The organism is Mucilaginibacter sp. PAMB04168 (genome assembly GCF_039634365.2).
Taxonomy (GTDB): domain Bacteria; phylum Bacteroidota; class Bacteroidia; order Sphingobacteriales; family Sphingobacteriaceae; genus Mucilaginibacter.
On record NZ_CP155079.2, the window covers coordinates 4,171,577 to 4,191,671 of the forward strand.

The 20,095-nt window shown below is 44.5% G+C and carries 23 protein-coding genes; 9 read left to right on the forward strand and 14 right to left on the reverse strand.

The genetic code is table 11. The annotated features are described in order from the left end of the window. Nucleotides 1-53 precede the first annotated feature (53 nt). The 6 genes from rpsG to ABDD94_RS17785 form a co-directional block, all read right to left on the reverse strand. The gene (gene rpsG, locus ABDD94_RS17760; RefSeq protein ID WP_345950760.1) at nucleotides 54-521 is read right to left on the reverse strand and encodes a 30S ribosomal protein S7; all 468 of its coding nucleotides are present in this window, start codon (nucleotides 519-521) and stop codon (nucleotides 54-56) included. A 19-nt stretch (nucleotides 522-540) separates the two neighbouring features. Then, nucleotides 541-966: a 30S ribosomal protein S12 gene (gene rpsL, locus ABDD94_RS17765; protein ID WP_345950759.1), complete on the reverse strand. Its 426-nt coding sequence runs from the start codon at nucleotides 964-966 to the stop codon at nucleotides 541-543. A gap of 174 nt (nucleotides 967-1,140) precedes the next feature. Beyond that, complete coding sequence (locus ABDD94_RS17770) at nucleotides 1,141-1,416, reverse strand: hypothetical protein (RefSeq protein ID WP_345953356.1); 276 nt, start codon at nucleotides 1,414-1,416, stop codon at nucleotides 1,141-1,143. After that, the gene (locus ABDD94_RS17775; protein ID WP_345953357.1) at nucleotides 1,413-2,810 is read right to left on the reverse strand and encodes a radical SAM protein; all 1,398 of its coding nucleotides are present in this window, start codon (nucleotides 2,808-2,810) and stop codon (nucleotides 1,413-1,415) included. Before ABDD94_RS17775 ends, ABDD94_RS17770 begins: the two co-directional genes overlap by 4 nt. Next, nucleotides 2,803-3,552, reverse strand: a complete 750-nt coding sequence (locus tag ABDD94_RS17780; protein ID WP_345950756.1) for a prolipoprotein diacylglyceryl transferase family protein — start codon at nucleotides 3,550-3,552, stop codon at nucleotides 2,803-2,805. Before ABDD94_RS17780 ends, ABDD94_RS17775 begins: the two co-directional genes overlap by 8 nt. A gap of 144 nt (nucleotides 3,553-3,696) precedes the next feature. Then, nucleotides 3,697-4,164 carry a hypothetical protein gene (locus ABDD94_RS17785; protein ID WP_345953358.1) on the reverse strand — a complete coding sequence of 156 codons (468 nt, stop codon included), beginning with the start codon at nucleotides 4,162-4,164 and terminating at the stop codon, nucleotides 3,697-3,699. A 133-nt stretch (nucleotides 4,165-4,297) separates the two neighbouring features. On the opposite strand from ABDD94_RS17785, the gene ABDD94_RS17790 reads away from it, so the two are divergent. Further along, nucleotides 4,298-4,549 (forward strand): hypothetical protein, encoded by a 252-nt coding sequence (locus ABDD94_RS17790; RefSeq protein WP_345953359.1) that lies wholly within the window; start codon nucleotides 4,298-4,300, stop codon nucleotides 4,547-4,549. Between the two features lie 72 nt (nucleotides 4,550-4,621). Here ABDD94_RS17790 and ABDD94_RS17795 read toward each other — a convergent pair whose 3' ends face one another. Both ABDD94_RS17795 and ABDD94_RS17800 read right to left on the reverse strand, forming a co-directional pair. Continuing rightward, nucleotides 4,622-4,798, reverse strand: a complete 177-nt coding sequence (locus ABDD94_RS17795) for an Arc family DNA binding domain-containing protein (protein WP_345950753.1) — start codon at nucleotides 4,796-4,798, stop codon at nucleotides 4,622-4,624. Between the two features lie 2 nt (nucleotides 4,799-4,800). Further along, nucleotides 4,801-5,655 (reverse strand): SPFH domain-containing protein, encoded by an 855-nt coding sequence (locus tag ABDD94_RS17800; protein ID WP_345950752.1) that lies wholly within the window; start codon nucleotides 5,653-5,655, stop codon nucleotides 4,801-4,803. A gap of 168 nt (nucleotides 5,656-5,823) precedes the next feature. Here ABDD94_RS17800 and ABDD94_RS17805 point away from each other — a divergent pair, with 168 nt between their 5' ends. Together ABDD94_RS17805 and ABDD94_RS17810 are read left to right on the forward strand one after the other, a co-directional pair. Beyond that, nucleotides 5,824-6,168, forward strand: a complete 345-nt coding sequence (locus ABDD94_RS17805) for a hypothetical protein (RefSeq protein ID WP_345950751.1) — start codon at nucleotides 5,824-5,826, stop codon at nucleotides 6,166-6,168. A 25-nt stretch (nucleotides 6,169-6,193) separates the two neighbouring features. Beyond that, on the forward strand, nucleotides 6,194-6,346 hold the full coding sequence (locus ABDD94_RS17810) for a hypothetical protein (protein WP_345950750.1): 153 nt from the start codon (nucleotides 6,194-6,196) through the stop codon (nucleotides 6,344-6,346). Between the two features lie 56 nt (nucleotides 6,347-6,402). Here the strand turns inward: ABDD94_RS17810 and ABDD94_RS17815 are convergent, their stop codons facing one another. The 4 genes from ABDD94_RS17815 to ABDD94_RS17830 all read right to left on the reverse strand — a co-directional run bounded on the left by ABDD94_RS17815 (nucleotide 6,403) and on the right by ABDD94_RS17830 (nucleotide 8,933). Further along, nucleotides 6,403-6,831: an SRPBCC domain-containing protein gene (locus ABDD94_RS17815; protein WP_345953360.1), complete on the reverse strand. Its 429-nt coding sequence runs from the start codon at nucleotides 6,829-6,831 to the stop codon at nucleotides 6,403-6,405. Beyond that, the gene (locus ABDD94_RS17820) at nucleotides 6,828-7,160 is read right to left on the reverse strand and encodes a metalloregulator ArsR/SmtB family transcription factor (RefSeq protein WP_345953361.1); all 333 of its coding nucleotides are present in this window, start codon (nucleotides 7,158-7,160) and stop codon (nucleotides 6,828-6,830) included. Before ABDD94_RS17820 ends, ABDD94_RS17815 begins: the two co-directional genes overlap by 4 nt. Continuing rightward, nucleotides 7,153-7,593, reverse strand: a complete 441-nt coding sequence (locus tag ABDD94_RS17825; RefSeq protein WP_345953362.1) for an SRPBCC domain-containing protein — start codon at nucleotides 7,591-7,593, stop codon at nucleotides 7,153-7,155. The genes ABDD94_RS17820 and ABDD94_RS17825 overlap by 8 nt, the downstream gene beginning before the upstream one ends. A gap of 128 nt (nucleotides 7,594-7,721) precedes the next feature. Beyond that, nucleotides 7,722-8,933 carry a threonine synthase gene (locus ABDD94_RS17830; RefSeq protein WP_345953363.1) on the reverse strand — a complete coding sequence of 404 codons (1,212 nt, stop codon included), beginning with the start codon at nucleotides 8,931-8,933 and terminating at the stop codon, nucleotides 7,722-7,724. Nucleotides 8,934-9,264: 331 nt separating this feature from the next. Here ABDD94_RS17830 and ABDD94_RS17835 point away from each other — a divergent pair, with 331 nt between their 5' ends. The 6 genes from ABDD94_RS17835 to ABDD94_RS17860 are packed head-to-tail and all read left to right on the forward strand — an operon-like array spanning nucleotide 9,265 to nucleotide 16,513. Beyond that, a complete protein-coding gene (locus tag ABDD94_RS17835) occupies nucleotides 9,265-11,352 on the forward strand; it encodes a nitrite reductase (protein ID WP_345953364.1) in 2,088 nt (695 codons plus the stop codon). Beyond that, a complete protein-coding gene (gene cobA / locus ABDD94_RS17840; protein WP_345953365.1) occupies nucleotides 11,349-12,143 on the forward strand; it encodes a uroporphyrinogen-III C-methyltransferase in 795 nt (264 codons plus the stop codon). Before ABDD94_RS17835 ends, cobA begins: the two co-directional genes overlap by 4 nt. A gap of 13 nt (nucleotides 12,144-12,156) precedes the next feature. Further along, nucleotides 12,157-13,632, forward strand: coding sequence for a TSUP family transporter (locus tag ABDD94_RS17845; RefSeq protein WP_345953366.1), 1,476 nt, complete (start codon nucleotides 12,157-12,159; stop codon nucleotides 13,630-13,632). A 1-nt stretch (nucleotide 13,633) separates the two neighbouring features. Next, nucleotides 13,634-14,359 (forward strand): phosphoadenylyl-sulfate reductase, encoded by a 726-nt coding sequence (locus tag ABDD94_RS17850; protein WP_345953367.1) that lies wholly within the window; start codon nucleotides 13,634-13,636, stop codon nucleotides 14,357-14,359. Continuing rightward, nucleotides 14,356-15,261 carry a sulfate adenylyltransferase subunit CysD gene (gene cysD / locus ABDD94_RS17855; protein ID WP_345953368.1) on the forward strand — a complete coding sequence of 302 codons (906 nt, stop codon included), beginning with the start codon at nucleotides 14,356-14,358 and terminating at the stop codon, nucleotides 15,259-15,261. The genes ABDD94_RS17850 and cysD overlap by 4 nt, the downstream gene beginning before the upstream one ends. A 1-nt stretch (nucleotide 15,262) precedes the next feature. Further along, on the forward strand, nucleotides 15,263-16,513 hold the full coding sequence (locus ABDD94_RS17860; RefSeq protein ID WP_345953369.1) for a GTP-binding protein: 1,251 nt from the start codon (nucleotides 15,263-15,265) through the stop codon (nucleotides 16,511-16,513). Between the two features lie 63 nt (nucleotides 16,514-16,576). Here the strand turns inward: ABDD94_RS17860 and ABDD94_RS17865 are convergent, their stop codons facing one another. Beyond that, nucleotides 16,577-17,278: a hypothetical protein gene (locus tag ABDD94_RS17865; protein WP_345953370.1), complete on the reverse strand. Its 702-nt coding sequence runs from the start codon at nucleotides 17,276-17,278 to the stop codon at nucleotides 16,577-16,579. Nucleotides 17,279-17,429: 151 nt separating this feature from the next. Then, complete coding sequence (locus ABDD94_RS17870; RefSeq protein ID WP_345953371.1) at nucleotides 17,430-20,051, reverse strand: TonB-dependent receptor; 2,622 nt, start codon at nucleotides 20,049-20,051, stop codon at nucleotides 17,430-17,432. Nucleotides 20,052-20,095: the final 44 nt, after the last annotated feature.

A 20,095-nucleotide genomic window follows, 5' to 3' on the forward strand; every position in this document is an offset into this window, starting at 1 on the left:
AAGTACGGAGTATAACCTCGCTCCTCGTACCTTTCACTTCGTACCGTTTTTTCTTAGAAACGGAAGTGTGAGAACGCTTTGTTGGCTTCAGCCATTTTATGCGTATCTTCTTTTTTCTTCACGGCAGCACCTTCACCTTTAGCAGCTGAGATAATTTCACCGGCCAGTTTCTCCATCATGGTTTTTTCACCACGACGACGAGCATAGCTGATTAACCATTTCATACCTAAAGCGATTTTACGCTCCGGACGAACTTCGGTTGGTACCTGGAAGTTAGCACCACCCACACGACGAGATTTAACCTCAACGGCAGGCATAACGTTGTTTAGTGCTTTTTTCCAAGTTTCTAAACCGTTTTCGTTTGTTTTTTTCTCAACAATATCAACGGCGTTATAGAAAATGCCGTATGCGGTAGATTTTTTACCGTCATACATCATGTTATTTACGAACCTGGTTACCATCACGTCATTAAAACGCGGGTCAGGAAGAAGGATTCTCTTTTTTGGTTTCGACTTTCTCATTATTACTATCCTCCTTTAATTATTTCTTTTTGCCTTTAGCTGGTGCACCTTTGCCTGCTGCCGCCGGTTGACCTGGTTTAGGGCGTTTAGTACCATATTTAGAACGACGTTGGTTACGACCGTTTACACCTGAAGTATCCAATGCACCACGAATGATGTGGTAACGAACACCTGGTAAGTCTTTAACACGGCCGCCACGTATCAACACAATAGAGTGCTCCTGTAAGTTGTGACCTTCACCAGGTATGTAGGCATTCACCTCTTTACCGTTAGTAAGGCGCACACGGGCCACTTTACGCATTGCTGAGTTTGGTTTCTTAGGGGTAGTGGTGTATACACGGGTACACACGCCTCTTCGCTGTGGACAGCTGTCCAACGCTGGGGATTTACTCTTATCCTCCAGAGCTACTCTACCTTTTCTAACTAATTGTTGAATAGTAGGCATTTCTTCCTTTTAATGTTACAGTTTTATCCTTATTTTAAGGACTGCAAAAGTACGCACTTGTTTTTTGATTATCAAGTGGTTGACGAAAAGATTTTTAAGAGTATAACCCGGCAGTACTAACAGATGTTAAATTAAGAGCTTCAGTAAGTTAAATAAAAATCAAATGGTTTTTATTTAACGCATATCACCCATGGTGAAATTACTAACACAAGTGCCAAAGCCAATAATGAGAACTAAAGCACCAGCTAGCAGCCATATCCAGCGCTGTGCAACTAAAGCCGCTATTATGGCCACTACAAAATGGGCAATGGATATAAAAAATGCCACAAAAGCACCCTCTTTAGGGTTAGCCAAAATTGCCAACACGGTATAGCCTGCAAACACCAGCAGGTTATAGCCGAGTATTTTACCGTCGGAGGTTCTCTTTGGAGGTGCAGGTGGTGCTATCATACGGGTATTTCATTTCTGAGGGTTTCCAAATAAGCAGCTTTATCGTCCCGATAAAACAGGTTCATGGTTTCGAATGGGATAATCTGCATATCTTTATTTACAATATGCACGCATGATTTTTTAATGGCACGCACATCAAAATTCTGCGCGTCAATAAAGTTCATGATGATGACACGGAACAAATTATCATAACTTAATCCAGGTGCATCAATGTTTGGCAGGCAGCACATAATGGATGCCAGGTGCTCCTGCGCCTTATCAACCGAGTTACCAGTGCTGAACATGTGCAACAGGTGCTGCTTTAACAATTCATCCTGCTCGTATACAATCGTATTTTTTGAGTTATCCAGCAAGTCATCCGGGTTTATCATCCGCGTAAGTGGGAACACACAGCCGCCAACTTTTAACGCATATCCCATTACCAAAGCATCGGGATTACAGGGTACTGGTAACAGATCTTGCGCCGTAAATGTATTGGTTTGCTCCAATATGGCCGAGCGTACTTCAGTAAGTGTATACCGGTCTGTAGCCGGATTAAAGTTTTCCAGCCGACCGGCCTGTTGCGTAGGCTGAAAGGTAACGCCGCGTACGCAACGCTGCTGTAGCGCGTATTCTATAATTGTTCCTATCTCGTCGGTATTCAAATTCTTTTGCAGGGTAACCACCAGCGTGGTAGACAGGTTGTATTTGTTCAGGTTGGCCATAGCCTTAGCCCTTACCTCGCGCAGATCTTCGCCACGCAACTGCTCAAGCGCTTCTTTCTTGAACGAATCAAACTGCAAGTATATTTCAAAATCGGGCGTGTAAGTAGCCAGCCGCTTTACGAACTCTTCATCCTTTGCTATGCGTATACCATTGGTGTTGAGCATGAGATGTTTAATAGGCTTGCGCTTGGCGATATCCAGTATTTCGAAAAACTGCGGATGCACGGTGGGTTCGCCGCCACTTATTTGCACTACATCGGGTTCGCCCTCGTTAGCTACAATTACATCCAGCATCTGTTCTATTTCGGCCAGGGAACGGTGCCTGCCATAATGTGGCGATGACATGGCATAGCAGGTAGGACAGGCTAAATTACAACGGTCGGTTACTTCGATTACGGTAAGGCAGGAGTGCTGCTCGTGGTCGCGGCACAGGCCGCAGTCGTACGGGCAGCCGTAGTGGGTGGCCGAATTAAATTTAAGCGGCATTTCACTGCGCTTGGCGTAATTGCGGCAGTTTTTATAATACTCAATATCGGTGGCTATCAGCACTTTCTCGGGTCCGTGCAGACGGCAATTCTTAAGCATGTACACCTTTTCATCCTCAAATACAATTTTAGCATCCACGCGCCGCAGGCAGGTTGAGCATATACTGATCGTAAAATCATAATAAACGTACGGGCGCTCAGGCATAGGTTTTCGTTATTTTTGAAGGATATACAAACACTTTATAGTAATAGGCCAAACCAGCAAGGCAGGCCAATTGCAGAACCGATAGTCCGAAGTTAAAGAAATAAGCCGGCTTTATAAATTCTATACAAAAGCGGAAGCCCAAATAGGCAACCATCAATAATTTAAAACGATAGCCATCTGCAAATTGATATTTACGTTCAATGGCACTTAAACTCAATCCTAGTATGAGCCAAAACAGTATTTCGTACAAATTGGTAGGATGACGGTAAATGCCATCACCAAAGTTGATAGCCCAGGGCAAACTGCTTGCAATGCCATAGGTACCATCTTCAAGCCCGGCTAAAAAGCATCCGGTACGACCAATCATCATGCTCAGCACAATGGGATAAACCATTAAATCTCCGGATGAAACTTTAACGCCGATTTGCTTTTTAATAAGCTCCACTCCTATTAGTCCGCCTAACAAGCCTCCGATAATAGTAGTGTTTCCCATAAAGTAAATCAGATTGGTACGGAGCAACTTAGCGGGATTCTCTAACACCCCCAAAATATGCGAACCTAAAAAAGCGCCTGCGGCGGCGCCTATAAAAATAATAAGCCGGTTATGATCGCTAATGGTATCGGGCTGATGTTTCCTTAAGTACACATAATAACGGTAACCAACGGCATAAGCCAGTGTTTCTAACAAAAAGTGAATGGGTATAACCGAATCACCAAGCGGTATGTTGAACGGAAAATGCAAATGTGACCTTTTTGGAAACTAACTGGCTTACAATATCTACTTAATTAGTTAAAAGCACAAGTTTAGATCAATCTGGCTTAAAATAAAAACAACCTATAGCTAATCACTATAGGTTGGTATAAAACACATTAAACTTTTTAAAACTTACGCTTTTTGCGCTTTGTGATGACGGAAACCACCATGCCCTTTTCGGTCTTTGAAAATTTCCTTCATTTGGGCTTTTTGCGCTTCGGTAAGGGTGGCTAAAAATGCTTTTCTGCTTTCTTTACGTGCTGCTTTATTGGCCGCTATGGTTTTTTTCTGCTCGGCAGTAAAGGTTTCGGCAAGCTTGCTTTTACGTTCTTTATGCGACAGTGCCTTATCCTTCATTATCGCTTTCTGATCAGCAGTTAAACTAGCTCTAAAACCGGCCATGGCTGCCTTCTGCTTGTCGTGATTTTCTTTTAAAGCGGCCTGTTGCTGCGGTGTAAGTAACGCTTTAAGCTTTTGGTGAGCCTCTTTGCGAACAATTCTATTGCTATCGGCGTGGGCTTTGGTTTGCGCCTTTGCACCTAATGATAACGCTGAAACCACCAGGGTAACCAACGCTATAGATTTTACAAACTTTATCATATTAATAATTATTTAATGAGATAGATTGATTTATAAAGCCAAGGTTTAAGTAACAAATTTGTGAAGATAGCGTAACGGCCTTATTGTAATATGCAAACAAATAGGCACAAGTTTTACTTACTATATTGAAAACATGAAAATTAAAGTTACAATGAAATCAACAATAAAAACAGGATTATTTGTACTGGCGCTTACAAGCATGCTGGCAGCGTGCAAAGGTGGTTTCTCAGGTGATAAACAAGACTCAACCATGCTAGACAGAGAACGGAACGATTCTATTGCCAGATTAAACAGCGAAACAGGCAAAATGGCTGCCGACTCAAACTCGGCTGCTAAACAGGATACCAATGGGTTAGATAGTTCAGCTTACCATAAAAACAAATAACTCCCGGTAATAGCATAACCGGGAGTTAGAGCAAAACAATGGTTCAGCCGCATACTGCAACTGAACCATTGTTCACTTACTTTCTTTTTTCTCTTCCTTATTTTTGAGCCTGCCGGCTTCGGTAAGGGCTTTGTGTAAAATCCATTCTATTTGCCCGTTCACACTCCTAAACTCATCTGTGGCCCACCTTTCAATGGCCTTCATGGTTTCTGCATCAATACGTAAGGCAAATGATTTTTTTTCGGCCATAATTACTGATATAATGTTCCGGTGTTCACCACCGGCTGTGTTTCCCTGTCGCCGCAAAGTACAACCATTAGGTTGCTTACCATAGCAGCTTTTCGTTCTTCATCAAGGTTAATAATATCTTTTTCAGATAAGAGTTTTAGTGCACTTTCAACCATACCTACGGCGCCCTCTACTATCTTATGCCTGGCCGCCACAATGGCCGATGCCTGTTGCCTGCGCAGCATAGAATGTGCAATCTCGGGTGCATAAGCCAGGTGGCCAATACGTGCTTCGACCACCTCAATGCCTGCCATCTCCATACGCTCGGCTATCTCATGTTCCAGCGCATTATTAATATCCTCAAAGTTAGTACTCAGGGTAATTTGTGCGCGCTCGTCCTCAAAATGATCATACGGAAAACTGCCGGCAAGCTTACGTACGGCCGAATCGGTTTGTATACGTACAAACTGCACATAATTATCAACCGAGAACGAAGCTTTATAGGTATCCTTTACCCGCCACACCAATATCACACTGATCAGAACCGGGTTACCCATCTTATCGTTCACCTTAATCAGTTCGCTTTCAAAGTTGCGGGCTTTTAATGAAACATCGATGCGCCAGTAAAGCGGATTTACCCAAAACAAACCATTATCAACAACACTGCCGGTATACTTACCAAACAGCAAAAGCACTTTTGAACTGTTGGGACCAATAATGACCAGACCCTTTACAATAACGATGAATATGAACACACCAGCAATAACGCCCAACGGAGTCTGATTAACCAGGCTGAGCATAAATAGCACTACGCAACCGAGTGCTAAAAAAATGGCTAAGTAACCACTAAAAGGCTTAAGTATCTTTTCAGTTTTCATAATGATTCAATTTGATATTAAAATGATATCACAATAGTAAACGTAATTTCCCAGACCATCAAGCAATTTTTAAAATTACAGTTGATCTGCCCCCCACCATCAAACATCGAAAAATGCAAACTTTATTTTCGGACAATAGTTAGTTTAAATACCAAATTGTAAAACGCCATGTCTGCTTTGTTTTTTACTGTAGAAGAAATGCCCTTAATGATTGTACCAGACACAAGGGCACAGGCCAACGGGCATGCTGTAATCACTTATACTTATAGTGTATTTAGAGATACAAGCCATGGCAACCCCGCGCTGGAACAAACCAAGAGCAATGAACTGCACCTGGAAAAGCATACTGACCCAAACTATATGGGCTTCATTACTTTCGAAGATCCGGGCAAGTTATTTACCTACACGGCAGATGGAAAGGAAGAGCTCAGCTCAGATCAGGTTGAAGAGATTATAGAACACATAAGCCACTACAGAGACAACCCGGGCATGTGGCGGCACCTGCAACAATAGATACTTACTTAAAAATTATATTAAAATGGAATTTCAACCAGGCGATGCCGTGAACACACCAAAGGGACATGGCTATATAAACGAAGTGATAGATGACGAAATATTTGTTGATTTGACAGATGGCGATCACAAACGTGAAATTTTCAGCAAAGAAGAAATTAGCTTACTGCCCGAGTAGTAAGTGAAGTCATATCGCGGCAAATAGCCGCGATATGACTAAAAGTAAAGCTGCTGTTAAGCCAGTTCCAAAAAACGTTTAAGGCTGGCACCAATAATATGTTCCCATCCCGCTGCGAAGTTCGATGCAGCAAAATCAGGGTTATTGGCAGGAAAGGTTTCCAGTCCTTTATGCGTTAATTTTAGCCGGGTACCATCGCCCTCCGGGAAGAGCTCAAAGCTTACTTCTGATTCTCCTGGATAACCTTCATAGCGCCAGGTATAGCTTAGCTTTTTATTTTCCTCAACATTGGTTATTTGGCAAACATGTTTATACTGTATGCCATTTTCGTGGCCACCTAAAAAGGTAAAAGTATAACCCACCTCGGCTTTAAAGCCGGGTAAATCAAAATACCATTGTTTCATCTGATCGTAAGTGGTGAGGGCTACCCACACTTCGTTGACAGGAGCGCGGTACACCCGCTCAATCTCATAAGGTTGTGTCATGGTTTATCGGTTTTATGTTGTTGGTTAAGAAAATTTTCCAGGTTGTTTAGTTTCTCGTTCCAGAACTTATCAAAATAAGCGAACCAATTGGTTACCTCTTTAAAACCCAGTTGATTGAGCGTACAATACCGCTCACGGCCGGAATCGGTAATTTTAACCAGCCCCGACTCATGTAACACTTTAATATGTTTTGATACCGCTGGTCGGCTCATTTCAAAATTTTCGGCCAGGGCGTTTACAGGCAGAGCTTGCGTGGCAAGCATTACCAGTATAGCACGCCGGGTGGGGTCGGCAATGGCCTGGAATACGTCAGGTTTATTTTTAAACATTGCTATAGTCTTTAAGTATTTGCTGAAACCTGCGTAGCACTTTCCCCCAGCCTTTTTCCATCATGAAGCTCGATAGATAGTTTTTGATTCCCTTAAACCCTTTGTGTTCAAGCCGCAATAGGGTGCCCCCGTTTTGAGGAGTGAGCGTCCAGGTAAGTACGGTGTCCAAATTGATTACCCCAGGCTTGGGTCCACCTTTCCAGGTGTACACCAGTTTGTGCTCAGGTGTACTTTCCAACACCTCGCAGTAAACAATACCGTCCCAATTTACCGCACGTATAGGTTTACTGATAAAGGTAAACTGATGTCCTACCTCAGCCTTAAAGTCATTCTTCATAAACCACTGACTTAGCAGCTCCGGCTGGGTTAGGCACTGCCACACTTGCGCAGGCGATTGCTCAAAATACCAGGTAACAATAATATCTCGCTTCATAATAGGTAACCATTTGGTTACACAATAATACGTAACTTATGGGTTACGAAAAGAAATTATTTCATCTTTATTTAAAACCAAAACGGCCCGGCAAATTGCCAGGCCGCTCCAAGTAGTCGTTATTTAATCTATACCTCTATATTCTCCAGGTACTTATAGCCACTGCCGGTATTTAATAGCACTACCTGCTCATTGTTTTTTATCCAGTTGTTGGCTTTTAGCTGTTTAAATGCTTGCCAAAGGGCAGCACCTTCGGGAGCAATAAGCATTCCTTCATGGCGGGCAATTTCCTTTAAGGCAGCACTCATGAGCACATCAGGTACGCTAACGGCTGTACCGTTACTATCACGCAATACCTTTAGTATTAATTTATCGGCATAGGGTTTGGGTACACGTAGTCCGTTGGCTATGGTAAAGCCGCCATCTACAAAAGTGGCCGTCACTTGTCCGCTATGAAATGCCTGTACAATACCATCACAACTGGTGGATTGTACAGCTACCATCCTCGGGCGGTGGCTTCCTATCCAGCCTAACTGCTCCATCTCATCAAATGCTTTCCATAAACCAATTAAACCGGTGCCGCCGCCTGTTGGGTACAAGATCACATCGGGTAGTTGCCAGTTCAATTGTTCAGCAATTTCATAACCCATCGTCTTTTTACCTTCAAGCCGGTAGGGTTCTTTAAGGGTAGATACCTGGAACCAACTGTTAATCACAGCCTGCTCATTAGCCAGCTTGCCACAATCACTAATGCTACCTTCTACTTCAATCAGTTCTGCACCGTACAAACGGCATTCATCTTTAAAAACCTGCGGTGTTAGTTTAGGCATGTACACTACAGCTTGCATACCCGCCCTTGCAGCATAAGCAGCCAATGCACCGCCCGCATTGCCAGCGGTAGGCGTTACAATGGTGTTAATACCTAACTCTTTAGCTTTTGATACCGCCGCTCCTATTCCGCGCGCTTTAAATGAACCAGTTGGATTACCAGACTCATCCTTCCATAACACCTCAATTTTACCGGCCAGGTGCTGTAAATTTTTCAAACGTAGTATAGGCGTAAAACCTTCGCCCAAGGTTACAATGTTTTCTTCGTTTACAATGGGCAACACCTCTTTGTAGCGCCACATGTTAGCCACCCTACCAATGAGTATGTCCTTATGTAGCCCGCCAGTTAAATCATATCGGGCCAGCAGTGATGATAAACAGGCTTCATTTTCACAAACTGTTCTTACTACATCTGTACTATAAATTTTCCCACAGTTGGGGCATTCCAAGTGACTAATGAGGGTTCCGGTTGAGGCATTTATGAGAGATGGCGCAGCACTATTCGGTAACATGATGATGATAATTAAAACCTAAGCGGCATCAGCTAAACTGTTGCACAATGACAAACCTACTTAATAATTCACATAGGGCACTGCAACAATTATGTGCAACTCCACGCACTATTATACGCAATATGTAAAAAATCGAAAACAAAATCTACTACTTCTATATACTTTATATATATTTGGAAAGTAATGACAAAACAAATAGCCCATAGCATGCGCATTAACTGCATCTGTTGCTGTATATTCAGCACCTATTGAGGCTTATTTTAAATTTTAAGTGATTAATTATATAAGCCTCTTTCAGTAACCTGTAAGAGGCTTTCTTGAATATAAACACATGCAGAGTTTTAGAACCGAACTGGAAAACCCTATAGTTGAAAAAGACATCATCGATCTGGACAGAAAGATAAGGGCTTTCCGCGAAGGCAAAATACACGAGGAAAAGTTCAGGAGCCTGCGACTGGCACGTGGAGTTTACGGCCAACGCCAGCCCGGTGTCCAAATGGTACGCATTAAGCTGCCGTTTGGCAAGGTAACTTTTAAACAAATACTGCGCATTGCCGATATAGCCGACGAGTACGGAAGCGGCAATCTTCACTTAACCACCCGGCAGGATATACAGATACACTATGTTAGCCTTGACCGTACACCGGAATTATGGGCCAAGTTAGAGCAAGATGACATAACCCTGCGCGAGGCTTGCGGTAACACCGTACGCAATGTAACGTCCTCGCCCACTTCAGGCATTGACCCGAAGGAACCGTTTGACGTATCACCATACGCTCATGCTACGTTCGAATACTTATTGCGCAACCCTATTTGCCAGGAAATGGGCCGTAAATTCAAGATCTCTTTTTCATCAAGCGAAGAAGATACAGCATTTTCTTACATCCATGATCTGGGTTTCATTCCAAAACAGCGTGGCGAGGAACGCGGCTTTAAAGTACTATTGGGCGGCGGTTTGGGTGCGCAACCTGCTTTAGCCAGTGTAGTGAAAGAATTTTTACCTGAAGATGAGGTGATACCTTATATCGAGTCTATTATTCGTGTGTTTGACCGCTACGGCGAACGTAATAACCGTAACAAAGCGCGCTTAAAATTCCTGGTTCAGAAGATTGGCCTTGATGAAGTTTTACGCCTGGCCGAGACTGAAAAAATTGCCAATAAAGTAAAGACCTATAAAATTAACCTCGATGCCGTACCACAACCAGTGGCCCCGGAAGCGGTTACCTTTGCCGAAGTTGCTTTACAGAACCCGTTAAAGTATGAACAATGGCTGCTTACCAACGTTTTTGAACAAAAGCAGCCCGGTTTTTATGGCGTATTTGTAAAAGTGCCCGTTGGCGACATACACACACCAGAAGCCCGCAGGCTGGTTGAAGGCTTACGTGGTTTAGTAGCTGATGAAGTACGCATTACACAGAACCAGGGATTGCTGTTAAAATATGCCCGCAAGGAAGCTCTGCCCGCCCTGTTTAACGTCTTAAACGAACTTCACCTGGCCGAACCCGGCTTTGATAGCGTGGCCGATGTTACCACTTGTCCCGGTACCGACACCTGTAACCTGGGCATATCTAACAGCATGACTCTTTCCCGTGTGTTGGAAGATGTGATCTATAATGAATACGAGGATTTAATATATAACCGCGATATTAAAATTAAGATTAGCGGTTGCATGAACAGCTGTGGTCAGCATGGTTTAGCTCATATAGGATTTCATGGCAGCTCATTAAAGGCTGATAAACGCGTATTGCCGTCTGTGCAAGTGCTATTAGGGGGAGGTACGGTTGGCGATGGCATTGGCCGTGCTGCCGATAAAGTAATTAAGGTACCAGCCAAGCGTGCTACACATGTGTTGCGCTATGTTTTGAATGACTATCAGGCTAACTCCATAGCTGAAGAAACCTTTCATGCCTATTACGATCGCCAGGGTAAGGATTATTTTTACCAACTGTTAAAGCCGCTGGCCGACCTGACTACCCTAACCGAAGAAGAATTTGTAGATTGGGGCCATGAGGAAACGTTTGCCACTGCCATTGGTGTGGGCGAGTGCGCCGGCGTAATGATTGACCTGGTGGCTACGCTCCTTTTTGAGGCGGACGAAAAACTGGGCTGGGCCAAAGAGGCTTTTGCGGGAAGCCGTTGGGCCGATGCCATTTATCATAGCTACAATACTATGGTGAGTACTGCAAAGGCATTGTTGTTGGATAAGGCGGTTAACAGCAGCACCCAGGCAGGAGTAATAAAAGAGTTTGACAACCACTATGTAAATACCGGACTGGTAACTTTACCAGTATCCTTTAATGATCTGGTATTGCAGATCAATCAAAACGAACCATCAGAGGCATTTGCCGGTGCATACCTGCAAAGTGCCCAAGAATTTATAACCGAAATGACAGCGGCAAGGGAGGCGCTAAAAGCATGATTATATCAACAGAAACAAAGCAATCCGTAAAGGAACCCAAAATAACCTTAGTTGGCGCAGGCCCAGGTGATGCTGAGCTGATTACCATAAAAGGCATGAAAGCTTTACAAACTGCCGACGTGGTTTTATATGATGCACTGGTGAATGAAGATCTGTTGAGTTTTGCCCCCGCCCATGCGCACAAAGTGTACGTTGGCAAACGTTCGGGCGAACACTCTTACTCGCAGGAAGCTGTGAATAAGTTAATGATTGACTACGCCATAAATTATGGCCATGTGGTACGGCTGAAAGGCGGAGACCCGTTTGTTTTTGGTCGCGGTTATGAAGAACTGGATTTTGCAGCGTCGTACAGCATCCCTGCCGAGGTTATTCCCGGTATATCCAGTTCAATTGGTGTACCGGGCTTACAGCAAATACCCGTAACGCACCGCGGTTTAAGCGAAAGTTTTTGGGTGGTAACAGGCACCACCGCCAGCGGAGAAATATCTGGCGATTTGCAACAAGCCGCCCGCAGCAAAGCTACTGTAGTAGTTTTAATGGGATTACACAAATTAGCCGAAATTGCTGAGATCTTTAAAGCTGAAGGCAAACATCGCCTACCTGTTGCACTAATTCAAAGCGGCTCAACCGCAAATGAAAAGGTGGTGGTAGGCATTGTAGATACCATTGTTGAACTGGCTGAAGAAAATAAAATAAAGGCTCCGGCTATGATGGTATTTGGCGAGGTGGTTTCACTACATCCAAAGTTTCAACCCATTCGCGAATTTTATGACATCCTTGCCCAGGAATAATCATATAACCCCTTTGGCAGTTTCGGAAGCTCTGGAAGGCAATCAGCTTTTCCCTGTATTCTTAAAACTCAACCAGCTGCACACGGTGCTTATTGGCGGTGGTAATGTAGGTTTAGAAAAATTGACCGCATTGCTGAACAATAGCCAGCAAGCACAGGTAACGGTAGTGGCTGAGCAGTTATTGCCTGAGGTGTATGATTTGGCGGCCGGGTACCCTAGGGTAAAGTTGATAAAAAAAAGCTTTACAGAGGAAGATCTGGATGATGCCGACTTGGTAGTGGCTGCCACAGCCAATAATATTTTGAATGAGCGCATAAGGCAGGCAGCACATCAGCGTAAACTATTGATTAATGTAGCTGATAAACCAGAACTTTGTGATTTTTATCTGGGCTCAATTGTTAAAAAAGGCGACCTTAAACTGGCTATATCTACCAATGGCAAATCGCCTACAGTAGCCAAGCGCCTAAAGCAGGTTTTAAATGAGGCTTTGCCTGCCGAATTGGACACTACTTTACAACAACTAAGTGCCTTACGCGAAACTCTAACCGGCGACTTTGCCGGAAAGGTAAAAGCGCTCAATAAAGCAACAGCCATCCTGGTTGACCCTAAACCGGTTAAAAAGAAAAACTTTAAATGGCTGATCTGGCTGTCCATTATTGCATCAATAGCTATTGCTGTAACAGCATTGTGGTTTAACGAGCCGGGATTTAAGTTGTATGTACAAGACATCAGCCCCGTATTTTACTACTTCCTGGCTGCGGGTTTTGTATTTGCCATGATAGATGGGGCCATTGGCATGTCGTATGGCGTTACTTCAACAGCTTTTTCTTTGTCCATGGGCATCTCCCCCGCTTCAGCAAGCATGGCGGTGCACCTGTCTGAGATCATGAGTAACGGCATTGCCGGCTGGATGCACTACCGCATGGGTAATGTAAACTGGAAAATGTTTAAGCTGCTCATCATACCCGGCATAATAGGTGCAGCAACCGGGGCTTGCTTAATATCGTCATTAGAGCATTATGCAATGTATACCAAGCCCTTGGTATCCGTTTATACACTTATATTAGGTTCAGTAATCCTTTCTAAAGCATTTAAGACGGGTAAAAAGAAATCAGCCGATAAAATTAAGCGGATATCGTTACTGGGCTTAGGCGGGGGTTTTATTGACGCTGTAGGCGGAGGTGGTTGGGGCTCAATTGTATTATCGTCGTTAATAGCAGGTGGCCGGCACCCCCGTTTTTCATTAGGTACGGTAAAATTAACCAGATTTTTTATAGCCATGATTGGCTCGCTGATATTCTTAACCATGCTTAACGGCGCCCCTTGGAGCGCTATAGCAGGGTTAATCATCGGCAGTGCCCTGGCAGCGCCTATTGCGGCCCGTATCTCAAACCGTATATCGGTTAAGGTTATTATGGTTGCTGTGGGCATAATTGTGATATTAGTAAGTTTAAAAAGCATCACCAGCTTTTTAATGAAGTTTATTTAAGATGAACAGTAAGATTGTAGAAGATATAAAGCAACAAACCACCGGCATGGCACCCAGCAGTGCTTTGGCCTGGCTGGCAGATGCTTTTCCAGGTGAGATCGTGTTCTCTACCAGCTTTGGGTGGGAAGATCAGGTGATTACGCATATGATTTTCTCTAACAACCTGCCTATTAAAGTATTTACGTTAGAAACCGGCCGCCTCTTCCCCGAAACCTATTATGTGTGGAACCGCAGCATGGAAATATACGGGCAACCTATATATGCCTACTACCCGCAAAACGAAGCGCTTGAAGCCATGGTGAACGCTAAAGGCCCGAGCAGTTTTTATGAGTCGGTAGAGAACCGTAAAGAATGCTGCGGCATACGCAAAATTGAACCGTTGAAACGGGCGCTCAAAGGTAATAAGATATGGATCACTGGCATACGTGCCGAGCAATCGCCCAACCGCCAGGATATGGTAAATATGGAGTGGGACGAAGGCAATCAGCTGGTTAAATATCACCCTGTATTTGAGTGGAGCCTGGATGAGGTAAAGACCTATATTAAAAACAACAACATACCCTACAATACCCTGCACGACCGCGGCTTTCCGAGCATTGGCTGCCAGCCTTGTACCCGTGCGGTACAACCCGGCGAAGACTTTAGGGCAGGCCGCTGGTGGTGGGAAGATCAATCGAAAAAAGAATGTGGTTTGCATTCAGTTAAAGAAATTATAACAGAAAAATGAGTAAACATCACTTAGATTATCTGGATGAACTGGAGGCGGAAGCCATACACATATTGCGTGAGGTGGCGGGTCAGTTTGAGAAGCCTGCCCTACTGTTTTCGGGAGGAAAGGACTCTATCACACTGGTGCGTCTGGCCGAAAAAGCTTTCCGACCAGGTAAGTTTCCCTTTCCGTTAGTTCATATCGATACCGGTCATAACTTTCCGGAAACCATACAATACCGCGATGAGATGATTGCCCGCCTGGGCGAAAAACTGATTGTAGGCCATGTACAGGATTCAATAAACCAGGGCAAAGTAGTAGAGCAAAAAGGCAAGAACGCGAGCCGCAATGCGTTACAAACCGTTACTTTGTTGGATACCATTGCGCAGCACCAGTTTGATGCCTGTATTGGCGGCGCACGCCGCGATGAGGAAAAAGCCCGTGCCAAGGAGCGTATCTTCTCGGTACGTGACGAGTTTGGCCAGTGGGATCCTAAACGCCAGCGCCCGGAGTTATGGAACATCTACAACGGTAAAATTCATAAGGGTGAGAATGTACGCGTGTTCCCTATCAGTAACTGGACCGAACTGGATGTATGGAACTACATCCGCCGAGAAAATATTGCCCTGCCATCCATCTATTTTGCACATGAGCGCGAGTGTATTACCCGCAATGGTCAGCTTATGGCTGCTGCCGAGTTTTTAAATATGGACGAAGAGGACGTGATAACCCGCCGTAACGTACGTTTCCGTACCGTAGGCGACATGACCTGTACAGCCGCGGTAGAATCAGAGGCGTATTTAATTGACGACATTATAAACGAAATAAGCGCTTCTAAAATAAGCGAACGTGGTGCCCGTATGGATGACAAAGTATCGGAAGCAGCCATGGAAGAACGCAAGAAAGGAGGCTACTTTTAATATGGAGATACTTAAATTTATAACTGCCGGCAGTGTTGATGATGGTAAGAGCACCCTTATTGGGCGCCTGCTGTATGATACCGACGCCATACTGGCCGATCAATTGGAAGCACTGCACCGTTCAAACCGTAAAAACGATGACGGCAGCATTGATTTGGCTATTTTAACGGATGGACTAAAAGCCGAACGCGAGCAAGGCATCACCATTGATGTGGCCTACAAATACTTTCAGACCGAGAAACGTAAATTCATTATAGCTGATGCCCCGGGCCATATTCAGTACACCCGCAACATGGTTACCGGTGCGTCAAACTCCAACCTGGCCATCATCTTAATTGATGCCCGTAAAGGGGTGGTTGAACAAACCAACCGTCATTCGTTCCTGGTATCGCTGCTTGCGCTGCCACAGGTTGTAGTTTGCATCAACAAAATGGATATGGTAGATTATGATGAGGCTACCTTTAACCAGATAGTTGAGCAATACCGGCAATTGGCTACCAAGCTCAATCTGCAAAACGTAACCTACATACCAGTAAGCGCTTTGAAGGGAGATAACATTGTACATGAATCATACAATATGACCTGGTATACCGGCAAAAGCCTGTTAGAGCACCTGGAAACGGTTGAGATTCCGGTTGATGACAGCTCGGCCCATGCCCGATTACCGGTACAATGGGTGGTACGCCCCCAAACAGAAGAATTGCATGATTACCGGGGATACGCCGGCCGTATTAGCAGTGGTAGTTTCAAAGTTAATGACAAGGTCACTGTACTTCCCTCGGGCTTTAGCTCAACCATCACAAAAATAGAGCTACTCGACCGGGAGTTCGAGGAAGCGTTTTCCGGTCAATCAGTAACTGTGCACCTGCAGGATGATATTGACATAAGCCGTGGCGATATATTGGTTAACAGCAGTGCACAACCTGTAGTAGCACAATTAATTGAGGCCGATTTATGCTGGATGGATACCCGTGCACTCGATACATCACTCACATACCTTATACAGCATAACAGTAAGGTTACCCGTTGCCGTATACAAGAGGTTTTATACAAATTTAACATCAATACCCTGGACAAGGTGTACGAAGAAGAATTTAAGCTGAACGATATTGGACGCATCATTATTAAAACTGCAGAACCGCTGGCTTTTGATGCTTACCAAAATAACAAAGCCAATGGCGGCGCTATTATTATTGATAGTCGCACCAACGTAACGGTCGGCGCACTCATGCTTCGCGCAGCTGTAGAATAAGTTTTGTTTATATATGTTTAAGTAGGTAAAAGCAGGTTCTTAAATGGCCTGCTTTTTAAATTTTCACGGTTTGTTTACCAGGCGTTGTCCGGTAGGGCACCTATCGAGTAGCACACAGTCTTTACAATTTGGCTTATAGTGAAAGCACACCTTCTGCCCGTGCCGCATCATCACCTGGTGGTTATCGTACATTTCCTGGGCTGTAAAATCGGGTGGTAAAAGGTTTTCCAACACCCGGTTTGCTTTGCCCTCTCCTATCTTTTCTTCAATGATACCTAAACGTACCGCTACCCTGAAATGATGAGAATCAACTGGCAACGCCTTTGCACGCAAGGTGCTAAACGACATAACCGCCGCACTGCTTTTAGGCCCAACACCCGGCAGTTCCTCTAACCATTGCCGCGCAGCATGCACTTCCATATCGGCCAAAAAGTTTAAAGTGAGCGAACCATGCTTCTCAAGTATCAGTGTTAATACTTGTTGTATGCGAGGTGCTTTCTGTTCGGGCCAGGTGCACGGTTTAATGGCCTGTTGCACAGCCTCCGTAGGTGCAATACGTACGGCTTCCCATGAACCGAACGTATCCATCAAATTAGCAAATGCCTCACCTGAGTCGCGATTTTTAGTACGATGGGATAGCAACGCCGACATGAGTTCACTCAAAGGGTCGAGATCATGAAAGTACTTAATTTGAGTACCATATACTGCTGACAGACGGTGGTGCACTTCCAGTACAAAAGCCTCTTTATCGGTAGTTTCTAACATATGTTGTTAACTATAAGCTAATAGCCACTATGTTGTTTTTAAAGACTCCTGTAGGTTGTGAGGTTATGGAATAAAGATTTAATTGTAATAAGCACATAAAACAAAAAGGGCATCTCACGATGCCCTTATATAATGTTCATATTGGTGTTTTTTAAAAAGCGTAACGCAGCGTTACACCAAATGTGCGTTGATCGCCAAGCACTGCAGCATATTGACCGGCGTTGCCACCTGCAGGCAGTAACTGTTCAAAGTAATTTTTATTAAGCAGGTTGCGGCTCCAAATATAGGCCGAAACACCATGTGCTGCTCTGAAGCCTGCGCGGGCATTAATAATGGTGTACCCATCAATATTCAGGTAGGCGGAAGGCGAAGGGCTAGATGAGAAAGACGAGCGGAAGAACCCGTCTGCTGCTATAAAAAAACGTGTTTCATTGCCTATAAACTTTGCAGCTGTGTTGTATTCTCCACCAAGTGAACCGGCCCATTTCGATATACCAGGTAATGCACTGCCCGATATATCTTTAAACGCCACCTGCTGGGCGTTAACCGTTAAACCAGTTTCTTCGAGCGGCAGCGGCGCATTAGTAAATTTAACATATTTGGCATTAGTATAAGCCGCTGCGCCATAAAATGAAAAGTTTTCACCAGCTCTGAAATTGCCATCAAATTCAACGCCTTTTACATTAACCTTATCAGCATTAGCAATGTAACCGCGGTTTACGCCCAGCTCGGGCGATTGAACGTTGGTTTGGTAGTCTTTAATATCTGAATTGTGAAAATTCAGATTCAAGATCAGGTTATCAAGCGGTGTAGTTTTTACGCCTATTTCGTAATGCTTGGTTCTTTCTGGCTTTATAACGGCCAAGCTCAAATCGGCCAACGTACTACCCACAACACTGGGTAAGCCAGCTACGTTTACACCTACCGGCTTAAAGCTTGTTGAATAAGTAGCAAAAGCATTAATACGCTTACCAGGCCTGTAAGCAGCGGTTACCGAGTAAGTAAAGTTTTTTTCATCAGCATTGGCATCATATTGCTGGCTGCTGTATACGCCGTTTTTTATTTTCTGCAATTCACTTTTTACCGAGGCACTGTAGCTGCTGCCGGCAATATCCAGACCGCCTCTGGCTACGCGGTTATAGTACACATCTTTGTTATCGTAGTTTACGCGTACGCCGGGTAAAATATGAAAGCTTTTTACAACCTCCCAATCCACGCTGGCAAATGCTGCGGCACTCTGTGATTTGATTGAAGCGTCGGTGTAAATGCCATAGCCTTCCAGCAGGCCGGGAGTGGCCCATAACTGATCGTTAGTTATACCAGGTGTATTTGCGTTATTACCGGTTGAACTTTTGGCAAACCTGGCCTGAGCTGATCCTGACTCCTCGGTACCCGCAATCTTAACGTCCTGGTTAATATAGAATAAACCAACAACGCCACTTAACTTTTCAAAGAACTGGCCGGCATAACGTACTTCTTGCGACCAGTTTTTGTGCTTAGCCGGATTTTGCGATTTAGCCAACACAGGCAGTCCGGTAAAATCACGGTCGTTGGATGGATCCCAGTTCCAGTAGCGCCAGGCCGTTGTGGATGTAAGCGTGCCTGCACCAATTTTGAAGTCGCCGTTTAACGACACGCCTCCTAATTGGTTACCAGATCGCCATGGTGTGTCATGATCAATAACACGGTCATAAGCGTTTAAGCTGGGCAACTGGTAACCCAGGTCGGCAATAATGTTATTAAACTGCCGGTATGCCGGGCGTTTGGTGGTCACTACCCCGGCAATTACCTGTGCATATCCGTCGGGTTTTTGATCGGTTATATCACCGGCAAGTGTAAGCGATATATTATCAGAAGGCTTAAAGAGCAACTGTGCCCGTCCGCCGAGGTTATTCAAATCGTTAGTGGCTTTCCCGGTACGTATATTATCAACCAGTCCGTTACGCTGGGTACCTGAAAACGACAAACGCCCGGCAAACTTTTTACTCAAAGGCCCTGATACTGATGCTTTAGCTTGTATGTAGCCATAATTTCCAAAACTGGTTTCAAACGTAGCCTCAGGCGTAAAGCTGGCTTTGCGTGTAGTGATGTTAATGGCTCCGGCACTGGCATTCTTGCCGAATAAAGTACCCTGTGGGCCACGCAATACCTCAACTCGTTCAATATCTAAAAAGTCGAGAGTTGCTGCCGCAGGCCTGGCGTAGTAAACACCGTCAACATAAAAGCCCACGCCAGGATCGAGGCCATCATTAGTTAAGCCGAAAGGTGATCCAATTCCTCTGATGTTGATACCTGTATTACGGGGGTTTGAACTGTATAACTGCACGGACGGGATTAGCTCCTTTACCCGGTTTACGTTAAAGGCACCTGCGTTTTCAATCTGCGCGCCACCTACCACTGTAATAGGGATAGGAACCTCCTGTACCCTTTCAATGCGCCTGCGTGAAGTTATTACAACCTCGCCTAATGCATTGGCTGTTGTTAATGTAATTGCCAGTGGCTGGGCGGATAAGTCTGTTATCCTAGCTTCATAAGGCTGGTAACCAACCAACGTTACACGAAGTGTAAAGGGGAGCCTTTGTGCGGCATCAACACTGAAATGACCTGCAGTATCGACCTGGGTATATGTTTTAGTGCCTTTTATTACAATGGTTGCATTAACGGCCGGCTGGCCATCTTTATTTTTTACCGTACCCGTCAATACGTTTTGTGCGTAGGCACTCAAGGTAGCAACAAAGGTTAAAAAAGTAATGAGTAAACGTTTGGTGATCATGATAAAGTGATTGAGAAACTTGAGCATCAATTACGCGACACATA

Coding starts and splice junctions, on each gene's coding strand:
- ABDD94_RS17790 (WP_345953359.1), top strand. CDS start 4,298: ATGAAAATTAAAGTTACAATGAAATCAACAATAAAAACAGGATTATTT.
- ABDD94_RS17800 (WP_345950752.1), bottom strand. CDS start 5,655: ATGAAAACTGAAAAGATACTTAAGCCTTTTAGTGGTTACTTAGCCATT.
- ABDD94_RS17795 (WP_345950753.1), bottom strand. CDS start 4,798: ATGGCCGAAAAAAAATCATTTGCCTTACGTATTGATGCAGAAACCATG.
- ABDD94_RS17870 (WP_345953371.1), bottom strand. CDS start 20,051: ATGATCACCAAACGTTTACTCATTACTTTTTTAACCTTTGTTGCTACC.
- rpsG (WP_345950760.1), bottom strand. CDS start 521: ATGAGAAAGTCGAAACCAAAAAAGAGAATCCTTCTTCCTGACCCGCGT.
- ABDD94_RS17785 (WP_345953358.1), bottom strand. CDS start 4,164: ATGATAAAGTTTGTAAAATCTATAGCGTTGGTTACCCTGGTGGTTTCA.
- rpsL (WP_345950759.1), bottom strand. CDS start 966: ATGCCTACTATTCAACAATTAGTTAGAAAAGGTAGAGTAGCTCTGGAG.
- ABDD94_RS17825 (WP_345953362.1), bottom strand. CDS start 7,593: ATGAAGCGAGATATTATTGTTACCTGGTATTTTGAGCAATCGCCTGCG.
- ABDD94_RS17850 (WP_345953367.1), top strand. CDS start 13,634: ATGAACAGTAAGATTGTAGAAGATATAAAGCAACAAACCACCGGCATG.
- ABDD94_RS17835 (WP_345953364.1), top strand. CDS start 9,265: ATGCAGAGTTTTAGAACCGAACTGGAAAACCCTATAGTTGAAAAAGAC.
- ABDD94_RS17770 (WP_345953356.1), bottom strand. CDS start 1,416: ATGATAGCACCACCTGCACCTCCAAAGAGAACCTCCGACGGTAAAATA.
- ABDD94_RS17830 (WP_345953363.1), bottom strand. CDS start 8,933: ATGTTACCGAATAGTGCTGCGCCATCTCTCATAAATGCCTCAACCGGA.
- ABDD94_RS17815 (WP_345953360.1), bottom strand. CDS start 6,831: ATGACACAACCTTATGAGATTGAGCGGGTGTACCGCGCTCCTGTCAAC.
- ABDD94_RS17775 (WP_345953357.1), bottom strand. CDS start 2,810: ATGCCTGAGCGCCCGTACGTTTATTATGATTTTACGATCAGTATATGC.
- cysD (WP_345953368.1), top strand. CDS start 14,356: ATGAGTAAACATCACTTAGATTATCTGGATGAACTGGAGGCGGAAGCC.
- ABDD94_RS17865 (WP_345953370.1), bottom strand. CDS start 17,278: ATGTTAGAAACTACCGATAAAGAGGCTTTTGTACTGGAAGTGCACCAC.
- ABDD94_RS17810 (WP_345950750.1), top strand. CDS start 6,194: ATGGAATTTCAACCAGGCGATGCCGTGAACACACCAAAGGGACATGGC.
- ABDD94_RS17805 (WP_345950751.1), top strand. CDS start 5,824: ATGTCTGCTTTGTTTTTTACTGTAGAAGAAATGCCCTTAATGATTGTA.
- ABDD94_RS17860 (WP_345953369.1), top strand. CDS start 15,263: ATGGAGATACTTAAATTTATAACTGCCGGCAGTGTTGATGATGGTAAG.
- cobA (WP_345953365.1), top strand. CDS start 11,349: ATGATTATATCAACAGAAACAAAGCAATCCGTAAAGGAACCCAAAATA.
- ABDD94_RS17820 (WP_345953361.1), bottom strand. CDS start 7,160: ATGTTTAAAAATAAACCTGACGTATTCCAGGCCATTGCCGACCCCACC.